This is a genomic window from Paenibacillus sp. LHD-117, assembly GCF_030929555.1.
Lineage (GTDB): Bacteria > Bacillota > Bacilli > Paenibacillales > Paenibacillaceae > Pristimantibacillus.
The window spans coordinates 1-13,598 of record NZ_JAVFVT010000028.1 but is presented as its reverse complement, the minus strand read 5'-3'; the positions used below and the strand labels follow the sequence as shown (position 1 = coordinate 13,598).

Here is a 13,598-nt window from a genome sequence, read left to right as displayed (position 1 = left end):
TTTTCGTCCCGGTTTCGCCGCGCGGCAATCATTAGGATTTTTTCATGTTTTTCTCATAATCGCTCAGAATGCCCTCGGAATGCTGCAATCGGCTTCTCATTCGCGAAAAACCGCCTTTTTCGGCTGTGTTATAGTGAATTTACATTAATCCAAGTGAGAAGGGAAAACTGACAACATGAGAAACGGAAACCTGCTAAAACACATCGTGAAGATCGGCACATGCGGCGCAATCGTCTGGTCGGCCATTACGTTCGGAGCAAGCGCGGACACAGCTCATGCGGCAACTCCAACCTCTCTTTCGCTCATCAGCAAAAGCAAAAACTACATAGGAACGCCTTATTTGTACGGCGCGGCCGCGGGCTCGACCGCCGCATTCGACTGTTCCTCGTTCACGCAATATATGTTCAAATCAGTTGGTGTTTGGCTGCCTCGCACTTCTACCGCGCAAGCCTGGATGGGCAAGAAGGTCGACAAAGGTTCGCTAAGCATGGGAGATCTCATCTTCTACAGCACGAATGGCGGCAAGTCGATCAGCCACGTCGCGATTTATGCCGGCAGCAACAAAATCATTCACAGCTCCAGCAGCAAAGGGGTAAGCGTTACCGACATGAATTCGAGCTATTGGAAAACCAAATACGTTACCGCTCGCCGAGTGCTGTAATTCTCGTTATGCGGAACGACAAAGAGGTTGTCTCGCTAAGGTCCTTCAGACCTTATGAGACAACCTCTTTTTTGTGATGATCATGTTTGGTTTGCTTTGATTTTGATCCATTCGGCGCTGACGCCTTCGGCGTATTTGCTCCCTCTCGCCTTGCCGACCACGCCTTCGAGTCCGAGCGTGCTGGACAGCCGGAACATCGTTTCTCCCGATCCGACCGCGAAACCCATCCGCTTGTAGTACGCATTGTCTTCGAGCAAGGACAGAAGCATCCGCTTGCGGATGTACAGTGGAAATTCTCGCAGATCAAGACCGTTATAATAAAGAATATCGAAAACGAAATAATGGACCGGGATCGTTTTTTTCGCTTCGCGGATGCGCGGCATGCCTTTCATTCTGAAGCGCTGCTGAAGCACGTCAAAATCCGTTTTGCCCGTATCCGGGTTTACGTATGCCACCTCTCCGTCGAATACGACGTCCGCCGGCTTGCGTAAGGGTACATTATGTAGCTCCGGGTATTGCGCCGTTACATCGTTCCCATGCCTCGTCAGCAGCCTGGTTTTGCCGCCGGCCATGACAAGCTGGAGGCGGTGTCCGTCGATCATCGGCTCGAACAGGAACCGCTCATCGTCGAACGGTTGATCCCATTCCGTCGCAAGCATCGGTTTCATAAACATAAGATGGGTCACCTCGAATCCATTTTACCATGTTCTTATTCATCAATCTTTCGGTAAATACAGGTTCGGCTGACGAATAATACGTTTCGGGATATCACATAATAGCCTCAAGAAGGAGGCTGAGAATAGATGGCAAACAATAGAAACGGCAATCTTGTAGTACCGCAAGCACGCGCCGCGCTGGAGCAGATGAAATACGAAATTGCCGGAGAACTGGGCATCCAGCTCCCGCAAGACGGCTACTACGGCAATATGACGACTCGGGATATGGGCTCCATCGGCGGAAATATAACTCGTCGTCTTGTCCAAATGGCCGAACAACAGATAGCCGGCCGCCGTTAATCGCGGGATGGCTTCAAAGACAGAGAGCGCCGCAGCGCTCTCTTTTTGCTTTTGACTTCCATTCGGGGGCAAAAATCGGTAAAATGGGATAGAGTTGTCCTTGCTACATACCTATCATTGCATTTTATGGAGAGAAAGGAATATCCCAATATGATCATTCAACCGAAAACTCGCGGCTTTATATGCACGACGGCACATCCTGAAGGCTGCGCCAAACAAGTACAGCGCCAGATCGATTACGTGAAAGGCCAGCCAGCACTGACGGGTCCTCGAAACGTGCTCGTCGTCGGCGCTTCTACGGGTTACGGCTTGGCATCGCGCATCGTCTCCGCGTTCGGAGCCGGCGCGAACACGATCGGCGTTTACTTCGACAAGGCTGCCGAAGGCGCGCGCACCGCTTCCGCGGGCTGGTATAACTCCGCCGCGTTCGAAGAAGCCGCAGCAGCAGCAGGTACAAAATCGTACAGCATCGTAGGCGATGCCTTCTCCGACGAGATCAAGGCGAAGACGATCGACCTGATCCGTACGGAGCTGGGCAAGATCGATTTGCTGGTATACAGCGTGGCATCTCCGCGCCGGACCCATCCAAAGACGGGCGAGACATTCTCCTCCGTCATCAAACCGTTGGGAGAAACGTACACGAACAAGACGGTAAACTTCCATTCGGGCGATGTATCGCTGGCGACGATCGAGCCGGCATCGGAAGACGAGCTGCGCCAGACGATTGCCGTCATGGGCGGCGAAGACTGGCAGATGTGGATCGACGAGCTCGGCGCCGCGGGCGTTCTTGCAGACGACGCGACAACGGTTGCTTACTCCTACATCGGGCCGGAGATTACGCACGCGGTTTACCGCGAAGGAACGATCGGTGCGGCGAAGAACGACCTTGAGGCAACGGCGCAGCGCTTGAACGCCCAGCTGTCCGCAACCGGCGGCCGCGCATTCGTATCCGTGAACAAGGCGCTCGTGACGCAATCGAGCTCCGCGATTCCCGTCGTGCCGCTTTATATTTCCGCTTTGTACAAAGTGATGAAGGAAAAGGGATTGCATGAAGGCTGCATCGAGCAGATGTACCGCCTCTTCTCCGAAAGACTGTATGGGGCCGGCGAGACGCAAGTAGACCAGAAAGGTCTGATCCGCGTCGACGACTGGGAGATGAAGCCGGAGATCCAAGCCGAAGTCGCTAAGCTTTGGGCCGATCTGACGACCGAGAACGTATATGAACTTTCCGATCTCGAAGGCTATCGCCGCGAGTTCTTCCAGCTGTTCGGCTTCGAGACGGACGGCGTTGATTACGAGGCGGAAGCGAATCCGGACGTAGCGATCCCGAACTTGCGCTAAAGATGAATAAACGCTGAGCATTGGCCGCGGCCGTGCTCAGCGTTTTTGACGTGTTAATGAAAGATTTGGTCAGTCGGAGCCGATCTGCTATGATGTAGAGGTACATAACGAATGAATCGATATTTTCGAATCGTAGAAGCGGAGGGCATTATGCCGAACATTAAAGTTTTCTCCGGGTCTTCCAACCCTAGACTTGCCGAAGCCGTTTGCAAGCAGCTGGAGCAGCCGCTCGGTCGCGTGGCCATCTCCCGTCTAGAAAGCGGCGAAATACACGTATCCTATGAAGAATCGTTGAGGAACTGCGATATTTTCATCGTACAGTCGTTGTCCCATCCCGTCAACGAACATCTGGTCGAGCTGCTCGTCATGATCGACGCGGCCAAACGCGCTTCGGCCAAATCCATTAATATCGTGATGCCTTATTACGGTTACGCCCGCCAAGAGCGGAAGTCCGCGCCGCGCGAGCCGATTTCGGCCAAGATGGTCGCGGATGTGCTTACGACGGTAGGCTCGGACCGAATCATTACGGTCGATCTGCATGCGGATGCGATCCAAGGTTTCTTCAAAATAACGGTCGACCACCTGACGGCGCTCGACCTCATTATCGATTATTTGCGTTCGAAATCCATTCGCAATCCCGTCGTCGTTTCTCCCGATGCGGGACGCGCGACGACGGCCGAGAAGCTGGCCGGATTGCTCGACTGTCCGTTCGCGATCATGATCAAAAACCGCCCGGCGCACAACCAATCCGAGATTACGCATATTATTGGCGAAGTCGGTGGCATGACGCCGATCATTATCGAAGATCTGATCGATACGGGCAGCACGATCGTCAACGTTGTCGAGGCGCTGAAGAAACGCGGCGCCGAAGATGCGTTTATTTGCGCGACGCACGGCCTCTTCTCAGAGAACGCCGTACAGAAGCTGACGCATCCGAACATCCAGGAAGTCGTCATAACGGATACGATCAGCCTCGATCAGGAGCATTCCGACAAGTTTATCGTGCTGCCGATGGCTCCGCTGCTTGGAACCGCCATCAAAATCATTACCGAGGGCGGCTCCATCGCCACTTTGTTTAAGTCGGAATGATCCTCGCTCGAACTAGACTAAGCTCTCAACCTTCAAATCGAGCCAATCCATCTCTTCCTTCGTCAGCGTGATCCGCGATCCTTCGTCGCAGGACGTAAGCTCCTGTGCCGTCTGAGCGCCGATCAAGGCGCAGGTAGGGAACGGCTGGTTCAGGACATACGCAAGGGCAATCTGAATCGCGGTTGCCCCTTTCTCTTCCCCGAGCTTCCTCGCCCGCTCGAGTCTCTCCCAATTCCCATCGTTGTAGAATACCCTCACAAGATCCGCATTATCGCGAATTTCCGGCGTGAATCGACCGGTAAAGAATCCCCTTGCCTGCGAAGACCAAGACAACAACGGCAGCTGCTCGCGTTCATGCCATGCGCATGTTTCGTCGTCCGCGGATACGCAGCCTTTCCAGAAGGGTTCGTTCGGCTTCGCCAGGCTAAGATTCGGGCTGCTGAACGTAAAGCCTTTTAGCCCGTTCGAGGCAGCATATTCGTTAGCCGCTTGGATGCGCTGCCATGTCCAGTTGGAAACGCCGATGGCGCCTACTTTGCCAGCCTCGATATGTTCGTTTAGCGCGTCTACGATAATTTGGACCGGAATCTCCTGATCGTCACGGTGCAAGCCGTACAAGTCGATATAACCGGTCCGAAGCCGTTCCAAGCTGACGGACAGATCATGAGCGATCGCATCCCGGGTGACACGCGGGCCGTTCTGGTCGTGATGGGCGCCTTTGGTCAGAATGACCATTTGGTCCCTGTTTCCTCTCTCCTCCATATAACGGCCGATCACTTCCTCGCTTTGGCCGCCGCAATAGATATGAGCGGAGTCTAGCGAGTTGCCTCCGATGGCAAGGAAGGCATCCAGATTGGCCGCTGCCTTCTCGTAGCTGTCATGGTAGAAATAATCCGTGCCTTTCATCAGTCGGGACACCGGTTTTGCACAGCCTTCAATATTGATATATTCCATATTCGAATTCTCCTTCTCCCTAGTTGATGGAAATTCTCGTTCTTTCGCGTGCCGATTGCAGGCAAGCGTCAATGACCTTCATATTGCGGACAGCGTCCAGGGCATCGTAACGCAGCGGCTCTTCTCCCTTAATCGCGCGATAAAGGGCATCGGCCTGCGCCGTGTACGCATTCACATGCTCCACTTCGACTAAACGGCGCTCTCCTCTTGCCGTCACGTAGAAGTCGCCGCTTCTCGCATGCGGCGTCACGAACGCCGACGGCACCTCGATGATGCCTTCCGTGCCGAGCACCTCGAGCGGATTGCGGAACGAGGCCCACATTCCGCAGTCGAACGTCAGCGAGACGCCGCCTTCGAATTCAAGCAAGCCAGACGCCATCATGTCGACGTCGTCATGTTCGGGCGAGAAGATCGCTTGCACCGTCGCCGCCTCGGGCTCTTTGCCGAAAAGCAACCTTGCCGCATTGATCGGGTAGCAACCGACGTCGTAGATGGAACCCCCGCCCCAATCCTTGCGGTAACGCACGTTCGCTGAATCTTTGGCGTTATTGAACGTGAACGCGCTTCGAATGCCGCGCAGCTCGCCGATTTCGCCGGAAGCGATAATATCGCGAATCCGATCATAACGCGGATTCCAACGGTACATAAACGCTTCGGACAGCTGAACGCCTGCTTTGGCGCAAGCCTCCGTCATCTCCTCCGCTTCCTTGGCGGTAAGCGCAAGCGGCTTCTCGCATAAAATGTGTTTGCCTGCCTCCGCGGCACGAATCGTCCATTCTCTGTGCAGATGATTCGGGAGCGGAATATAGACGACATCGATCGAGGGATCGGCAAGCAATTCCTCGTAACTGCCATAAGCGTTTTGAATACCGTGCTCCTCCGCCGTACGCGCCGCTTTCTCGGTATCGCGGCTGGCAATGGCGCTGACTTCGTTCAATGCCGAGGCTTGTACCCCCGGAATAACGGAGCGTTTGGCGATCCCGGCACAGCCGAGCACGCCCCATTTTAGTTTGGTTGCGGTCATTCATGTTCTCTCCTTTACGAATTGGATAATACTATATTGCGATTATATGACTACCCGCATAAAATGAAAATAATAATATATTGAAGTCCATTAGAACGATATTGTCATGGAGGTGACCGAATCGCATGCAGAGACAGAGCCTGCTGCTCACGCTGCCGCACAGCCCCTACTTCTGCTTGCCCGAATCCGTCGGGCATTACGAGGACCATCCGGAGCATACGGTTTCTCGCGAAGCGGGAGCGCTGAATAACTTCAACATCCACTTCGTTGTGTCCGGCAAAGGTTACGTCGAGATCGACGGGGAGACGCACACGCTCGGACCGGGCGATGCCGTGTTCTATTTCCCCCTCCAAAAGCAGCGGTATTACAGCAGCAAGGACGATCCGTGGAGCAACCGTTGGTTTCACTTCTACGGAGACGGCTTGCTCGGCGACTTCCTCGTGAACCAGGAGCTCCACCGGAGCCAGCTTTGGACGCTTCGCCAGACCGACCTTTGGATTGGGGCGCATGAAGAGCTGCTCGTCGAGGCGGAGGAATACCGGATGCTTCGGCCGCATCGGCTCACGACGTTAACCTATGCGCTGCTCACGTTGTTCGTGGAGCAAGCCGTTCCGAGAACGAACGGCAAGTCGACATCTTCCGGTAACCGCATTCTGGAGCTGCTTCCGCTTATGCAGAAGGAAGCAGTGCAGCCATTCGAGCTTGACCGCTGGGCGGGACTCGTAGGCGTCTCCCCCCATTACTTCTGCAAGCTGTTCCGCGGCGTAATGGAGATGACTCCGATGGATTTTATTACTCGCTGCCGGCTGCAGACAGCCAAGCAATGGCTGTTGGAACGCCAAGCAGCCCCCATCGGCCAGATTGCGATGGAGGCTGGTTATCCCAGCGTCAGTTATTTCAACAGAAGGTTCATGGCTCACGAAGGCATGACGCCGACCGCTTACCGCCAATTATACGGCGTGGGAGGTTAAAGGCGCTCTAAGCAACGCTCTGGCGCAACCTCTTCAGATACGGCAACATGGCATCGATCTCCATGATTATTAAGGTCTGCCCACTCCCAAATAAGTTAAACCCGCTTCGGCGATCAGCGACTGATCCAGCACGTTGCGGCCATCCATGACGACTGAACCTCTCATTCTGGCGAGGATTGACTTCCAATCGGCTTCCAGGAATTCCTTCCACCCGGTCGCCACGATCAGCGCATCTGCCCCTTCCGTCGCGTCCGCAAGCGATTTAGCCCAGTTAACGCCCGGAATGGACGGCGATACCAGAGGATCAAAGGCAGTTACCGTACATCCTTTGGCGGCCAAACGCTTCATCAGCTCGATGGCTTGCGAGTAACGAATATCATCCGTGTTTTCCTTGAACGTGGCTCCCCAAACCGCAATGCGCGTATTCTCGTCAATCGCGCCGATCGTATTCTCAAGCTTGCCGATATAATAATCCGGCTGCGTATCATTCACTGCAGCAACTTCGCGAAGCAGATTCAGCCTAATCTCTTTGGACGCTGCCGCTCCGATCAACGCATTCACGTCTTTCGGCAGGCAGGAGCCGCCATAGCCGATGCCGGCTTGCAGGAACTTGCTTCCGATTCGGCTATCCATGCCGATCCCATGAGCGACCATCGTCACGTCGGCGTCAAACGCGTCGCATACGCGCGAGAGCTCGTTCACGAAAGATAACTTTGTCGCGAGAAAAGCATTGGAGCCGTATTTGATAAGCTCGGCTTCCGTCTGTCCGGTAATAACCGTCTCGGATTGAATGCCTTCGTAGAGCGCGCGTACCCGTTCGGCGGCAGCAGTACTTTTTGTGCCGATGACAAGCCGATCCGGATGGAGCGTATCGTGGATGGCGGTTCCTTCCCGCAGAAATTCCGGATTGGAAACGATATCGAATAACGCCGCGGGTATCCCTCGATCCATAAGGAATTGCTCCGCCCATTTGCCCGTGCCCGGAGGCACTGTGCTCTTCATTACGATTATTTTATGTTTGTTTAACACGGTGCTTATCGCAAGCAATACGCTTCTTACGTATACAAGATCCGCCGTTCCATCTGCGGCGGAAGGTGTTCCTACCGCGATCATAATCAGATCGTGTTCTTCCATGCATGCCGTCACGTCCGAGCTGAACGATAACCGGCCCTGATCGGCGTTGCGAGAAATAAGCTCCAGCAAGCCAGGCTCATAGATCGGAATTTGTCCTTTGCCAAGCATAGCAATCTTGCCCTCGTCGCGATCCGCGCAATGAACCGTGTGTCCGAGCTCCGATAACACGGCTGCAGTCGTTAATCCAACGTATCCTGCTCCAACGATACAAATGTTCATGAATCCGCATCCTCTCCTGACACCATAGGTACGATATCATGTGCAGGGGAGCGGCGATTGGAAACGGCGTTTGCTATTTAACTTTACAATACTTTTATACAGGGGCAGGCACAACCTCGGTTGTATTCCTGCCCTTTTTTGGGCGGACATGCTTCTTTTGCTCCCCCGTTAATATACTGAACCTATAGGAGACATCGGAGAGATACGTGAGGTGATTATTATTGATTCGTAAAGCGATCATTCCAGCTGCCGGTTACGGCATACGCAATTTGCCCGTGACAAAATCGATTCCGAAAGAAATGTTTCCGATCAACGGCCGTCCGACCATCGACTATATTGTGGAAGAAGCCATTTTGGCTGGCATAGAGGAAATTTTGATCGTTTTATCCCGCAACAAAAACGACATCATGAACTATTTCGACCGATCCATCGAATTGGAATGTTTCCTGGAATCCCGCGACAAGGAGCATCTGATTCCATCCATTACGCCTCCCAAAATAAACCTGCAATATATCCGTCAGCATGAAGCGCTGGGCCTCGGACATGCCGTCATGCTCGGCGAAGCGTTCGCTGGGAAGGAGCCTGTAGCCGTATTGCTTCCGGATCAAGTCAGCTTGCAGCGCAAATCGATGCTTTTGCCACTGATTAAGAGTTACGAGCAATATCAGAGAAGCGTGTTAGGGCTGCAGCGGGTCAAACCGGAGTTGCTTTCCAGCTACGGCGTCGTGTCCGCCAAAGAACTGAACAGCCGTTTGTATAGCATCCAGTCGATTGTCGAGAAGCCTAAACATAATCCCCCGTCGGATCTCGCCATTATGGGCCGGTATATTTTGAAGCCCGATGTATTCAAGTGGCTAAAAGAAACAAAACCCGGAATCGGCGACGAAATTCAGCTTACCGACGCCTTAAGCAAATTATGCAAAACAAGCGGAATCGTCGGCTACCAGTATACAACCAGATGGTACGACACGAGCATCGAAGAGGATTACATCGAGGTCCAGCAGCAAGCTTACCGCATGAAACGCCGAAAATAGCCGGCATCGCCGGGCGAACGGAAGGTAGCGCCGGGCAATCGCCAAGGCATCGCAGAGCAAATGCCAAGACATCGCCGAGGCATCGCCGAGCTATCGCCAAGGCATCGCCGGGCAATCGCCAAGTCATCGCCGAGGCATCCTCGGACAATCGCCAAGGCTTCGCCGAGCAACCGCCAAGTCATCGCCGAGCTATCGCCAAGTCATCGCCGGGCAATCGCCAAGTCATCGCCGGGCAATCGCCAAGTCATCGCCGAGGCATCCTCGAGCAATCGCCAAGGCTTCGCCGAGCAACCGGCAAGTCATCGCGGAGCAATCGCCAATTCGTCAGCCGCTCGCTTCTATAGGTTCCGTAGGCTTGCCGCGACATAGACCTTTACAAGGAGTCCAACCATCCGTTGGACTCTATTTTTTGCGCTTCCGACTATGCAACCGATGAGATAATTTCGCCCGAGCATCAATTTGCTATCCAAAGGGAGCACCGATACAATAATAAGATACGCAACATGCATGGAGGAGGAGATTCAAATGCAACGAACATTCCTAGTCGCCATTGCTGCCTTGCTCATCTGCTGCGCCCTTGCCGGATGCGGCAGAGCAAATTCCGATTCAAACTCAAATCAACAACCCCCTGCAGGTCAACCAACGCAATCCGGTTCGCCAACCGTATCTCCAAGCGCGATTTCGAGTCCCGACAACCCTTCCGGAACATCGGGCCCTGATCCTTCTTCCGCAACCGAGGATCAGCTAATTCGGGAGCAAATCGATTCCATGACGCTGGAGCAGAAGGTAGGACAACTCGCGATCATAGGTCTTGAAGGCACAACCATGGACGAATCAACCAAACAATTTATCCAAAAATACCATGTCGGAGGTTTTATCCTCTTCAAAGACAACATCGCTAGCGCTAATCAAATCTTAAAGCTGTTAAACCAGCTAAAAGAGACCAATGCAAAAGAGCCGAACGCCGTACCGTTATGGCTAAGCGTCGATCAAGAGGGCGGCAAAGTCAGCCGCATGCCCTCCGAATTTAAGAAGACGCCTTCCGCTCAAAAAATCGCAAGCAAAAACGATCCGGACTATACGTACGCGATCGGCCAATCGCTTGGACTTGAACTTGGGGCGCTGGGCTTCAACATGGACTTTGCCCCGGTGCTCGACATTAACAGCAACACGGATAACCCCGTCATAGGAGACCGGTCCTTCGGAGCCGATTCCGATTCCGTTATCCTTCATGGGCTAGAGATGATGAACGGCATTTCATCGCAAGGGGTTGCTTCGGTCGTCAAACACTTCCCTGGCCATGGCGACACGTCCATCGATTCTCACCATAGCTTGCCTGCAGTGAACAAAAGTTTGGATGAGCTAAGCCGCTTCGAACTGCTGCCGTTCCAAGAGGCTATCCGCAACGATGCCGACGCCATCATGGTCGGCCATTTATTAATGACCAAGCTTGACGACGAACATCCCGCTTCGATCTCGCGCGAGGTCATAACCGGCTTGCTTCGCGAACGGATGGGCTATGACGGAGTCGTCATGACCGACGACATGACCATGAAAGGTCTGACCGGCGGCAACGATATCGGAGACGCAGCGGTCAAAGCCATTCTGGCGGGCGGCGATGTACTGCTCGTATGCCATGAGTACAACCTACAGCAGAAGGTCCTCGACACCGTCAAACAAAGGGTTGAGGACGGTACCATTTCGAATGCGCGACTGGACGAGAGCGTATACCGCATTTTGCGGCTCAAATCCAAATATCAGTTGCGGGATGAGATGATCCCTTCGATCGACCTCGAGGCCGTCAACGCCGCCATCTCGGACTCGCTGGACGAATCCGGCTCCAATGCAAAAAATTAACGGAAAACCAGTTACGTATTTACGGCCGCGGAAGCGAGCCCAACTACTTCATGGACAGGACAGGTCGGGACAGTCGTGAAAGGTCGGGACGGGTGCTGCATACAGACTGCACCTTCCCACTTGTTCCCTTTGCTTAGATCTTATTTCCCTAGAGCAGAGTCAGCCCCTTTTCTTCACACTAACTATTGGCACATCCTCTACCCCGCTCAACCCTTTTGAACAGGATCCCCTCTACTCAGTTACTTCGTACACAGCGCTCTCTTCTCGACCCTTTTGAACACGATCCCCTCTGCTCAGTCCCTTCATATACACAGCGCTCTCTTCTCGACCCTTTTGAACACGATCCCCTCTGCTCAGTCCCTCATATACAGTACTCACTTCTCAACCCTTTTGAACACGATCCTCTCTGCTCAGTCCCTCATATACAGTACTCACTTCTCAACCCTTTTGAACACGATCCCCTCTGCTCAGTCCCTCATATACAGTACTCACTTCTCAACCCTTTTGAACACGATCCCCTCTGCTCAGTCCCTCATATACAGTACTCTCTTCACAACCCTATTGAACACGATCCCCTCTACTCAGTTACTACGTACACAGTACTCTCTTCTCAACCCTTTTTAAACACAATCCCTTCTACTTTGTCGCTATGTAAACAGTCCTTCATCTTGCAAGTCTTTCGAACGCTCTCCCTTGAACTAAGTCCAACAGGCTTATACTCACCATATTTTGCTCACTTTGTTTTGCTCACCTTGCTATTCTCACTAAGCTATACTCACCATGCTCTACCCTTTCTAACGCGATTGGCTGCACGAGTACGAATAATACTAAAAATGCATAGTAAATCCACCACTCGAGTGATGGTTAGGCCGAAATCGGAATTGAATGGATGATGTCAGGCTTATGACTTAAACCGTTGTAATTCTTTAATGTATAAGCAAGCAATGTCCCAAAAACTTCATCTGTGGGTAACATCGCATGATTGATTCTAAAACAATATTCATCAAGGTAATGCTGGGCGTACTTTATGCCTAAACCGTTAAAGGAAGCATTCAACCATCGGAATCCTTCTACCGCTACTTGCGATAACGATTGGTTAACATTTGCATTAGCGGCTTGCTGTTTGCTACTAGGAATAGACGTTACGACCGTAATTAATTTGTTACGTGGGTTACGCGGAACAAACTGGCTGCTGCCTTGATCATGGACGGATAAAATCGTGTTGAATTGATGCCTGGGATCCAATGCGAAAGAGGTCAAATCAGCGCTGCAATGCTCCAAAACAAAAGCATAGGCATCTTCCTCGGTTAACGGCACTCTGGCCTGCTGGTTGCGTGCAATAAGTTTGATTTTATAGCGAGGTAACCGATCTGCTGGGTTTTCTCTTGCGATGATGACCGATTTTTCTTTGGCCATGCGGAATTCCGTCATAAACAAATCGCTCATAAAAATCTCATGTTTGGCCTCGATCTGGCCCGATAATCGGATATGTTCATCAACCTCCGAAATCGTTTTACGAATTTCATGCAGCATCCTCCACGCCGTTTTGTACGTCACCCCGATAACCGCGGAGAGTCTCACTGCAGTAATGCTATTAGGTAAGGTGGACACCAGAAAGATAGCAAGGAGCCACTTGCTTAAATCGGTCCTGCTTTTATGCATAATCGTATTTGATGTTAATGACGTCTGATTCCCACAATGGATGCATTCAAAAAGCGGCACGCGCCGGGTACTGATTCGATAAGCAAACCGATGATCGCAGGATGGGCAGCGGAAGCCGCTGGGCCATCTCATTTTTTCAATGAAATCAAAACAATCCGCTTCATTACGAAATTTCTCGTAAAACCGAGTTACGGCTTCTTCCAATCGGCTCACATCAGCACCTCCAAAATAAGAACATTTGTTCTCTTTTATACTAACATGTATGGAACCTTTTGGCAAGAGCGCGTATTTAATTTATTAACCGCTGCTTTCCGATATAAATTCTAAATTTCGGTTCGATTCTGAGCAGAAGGGATGATGTTGAAGTTGGCCGTAATGTACTTGACGGCGACTTCGCCTATAGAATTTTCCTGAGCAGAAGGGATGGTATTAGAAGGCGAGCAATTGGTCATGAAAGTTTGCCGCATGGCGGCCTAATAAAATGAATGTCCCCCCGGAAAAACTCTCCTGGTTCGGACTAGCTATGATGAACGTAAAAACAGCCCCGTATGTGCTTCACGTCGTAGGTTAAAAATGGGAAGTAAGAACACAACCATTTTCAGAGCTACATAGCAAAAGGAGCTGTTACTATGCAGT

At 52.3% G+C, this 13,598-nt stretch carries 13 protein-coding genes; 8 read left to right on the top strand and 5 right to left on the bottom strand.

All coding sequences use genetic code 11. From position 1 onward, the window contains the following. The first annotated feature begins 175 nt into the window (after positions 1-175). A complete protein-coding gene (locus RB620_RS20375; RefSeq protein ID WP_308097505.1) occupies positions 176-661 on the top strand; it encodes a C40 family peptidase in 486 nt (161 codons plus the stop codon). A gap of 80 nt (positions 662-741) precedes the next feature. On the opposite strand, the gene RB620_RS20370 is transcribed toward RB620_RS20375, so the two are convergent. After that, a complete protein-coding gene (locus RB620_RS20370) occupies positions 742-1,335 on the bottom strand; it encodes an ATP-dependent DNA ligase (RefSeq protein WP_308097503.1) in 594 nt (197 codons plus the stop codon). 129 nt (positions 1,336-1,464) lie between these two features. Here RB620_RS20370 and RB620_RS20365 point away from each other — a divergent pair, with 129 nt between their 5' ends. The 3 genes from RB620_RS20365 (at position 1,465) to RB620_RS20355 (ending at position 4,107) form a co-directional block, all read left to right on the top strand. Then, the gene (locus RB620_RS20365; protein WP_308097501.1) at positions 1,465-1,677 is read left to right on the top strand and encodes an alpha/beta-type small acid-soluble spore protein; all 213 of its coding nucleotides are present in this window, start codon (positions 1,465-1,467) and stop codon (positions 1,675-1,677) included. 150 nt (positions 1,678-1,827) lie between these two features. Continuing rightward, a complete protein-coding gene (fabV, locus tag RB620_RS20360; protein ID WP_308097500.1) occupies positions 1,828-3,018 on the top strand; it encodes an enoyl-ACP reductase FabV in 1,191 nt (396 codons plus the stop codon). Positions 3,019-3,129: 111 nt separating this feature from the next. Next, entirely contained in the window at positions 3,130-4,107 is a 978-nt protein-coding gene (locus RB620_RS20355) for a ribose-phosphate diphosphokinase (RefSeq protein ID WP_374121438.1), read from the top strand. A 12-nt stretch (positions 4,108-4,119) separates the two neighbouring features. Here the strand turns inward: RB620_RS20355 and RB620_RS20350 are convergent, their stop codons facing one another. Next, entirely contained in the window at positions 4,120-5,061 is a 942-nt protein-coding gene (locus RB620_RS20350; protein ID WP_308097498.1) for an aldo/keto reductase, read from the bottom strand. Positions 5,062-5,080: 19 nt separating this feature from the next. Next, a complete protein-coding gene (locus RB620_RS20345; protein ID WP_308097496.1) occupies positions 5,081-6,085 on the bottom strand; it encodes a Gfo/Idh/MocA family protein in 1,005 nt (334 codons plus the stop codon). A gap of 125 nt (positions 6,086-6,210) precedes the next feature. Between RB620_RS20345 and RB620_RS20340 the strand changes: the two genes are divergently transcribed. Next, positions 6,211-7,056: an AraC family transcriptional regulator gene (locus tag RB620_RS20340; RefSeq protein ID WP_308097495.1), complete on the top strand. Its 846-nt coding sequence runs from the start codon at positions 6,211-6,213 to the stop codon at positions 7,054-7,056. Between the two features lie 69 nt (positions 7,057-7,125). On the opposite strand, the gene RB620_RS20335 is transcribed toward RB620_RS20340, so the two are convergent. Continuing rightward, on the bottom strand, positions 7,126-8,409 hold the full coding sequence (locus RB620_RS20335) for a UDP-glucose dehydrogenase family protein (RefSeq protein ID WP_308097493.1): 1,284 nt from the start codon (positions 8,407-8,409) through the stop codon (positions 7,126-7,128). Positions 8,410-8,630: 221 nt separating this feature from the next. Here RB620_RS20335 and RB620_RS20330 point away from each other — a divergent pair, with 221 nt between their 5' ends. From RB620_RS20330 to nagZ, 3 genes are all read left to right on the top strand, one after another. Then, positions 8,631-9,443: a UTP--glucose-1-phosphate uridylyltransferase gene (locus RB620_RS20330; protein ID WP_308097491.1), complete on the top strand. Its 813-nt coding sequence runs from the start codon at positions 8,631-8,633 to the stop codon at positions 9,441-9,443. 60 nt (positions 9,444-9,503) lie between these two features. After that, positions 9,504-9,812 carry a hypothetical protein gene (locus RB620_RS20325; RefSeq protein WP_308097489.1) on the top strand — a complete coding sequence of 103 codons (309 nt, stop codon included), beginning with the start codon at positions 9,504-9,506 and terminating at the stop codon, positions 9,810-9,812. A 156-nt stretch (positions 9,813-9,968) separates the two neighbouring features. Further along, positions 9,969-11,300, top strand: coding sequence for a beta-N-acetylhexosaminidase (nagZ, locus tag RB620_RS20320; RefSeq protein ID WP_308097487.1), 1,332 nt, complete (start codon positions 9,969-9,971; stop codon positions 11,298-11,300). A gap of 864 nt (positions 11,301-12,164) precedes the next feature. Here nagZ and RB620_RS20315 read toward each other — a convergent pair. Next, positions 12,165-13,175, bottom strand: a complete 1,011-nt coding sequence (locus tag RB620_RS20315; protein ID WP_308097486.1) for a transposase — start codon at positions 13,173-13,175, stop codon at positions 12,165-12,167. Positions 13,176-13,598 lie beyond the last annotated feature (423 nt).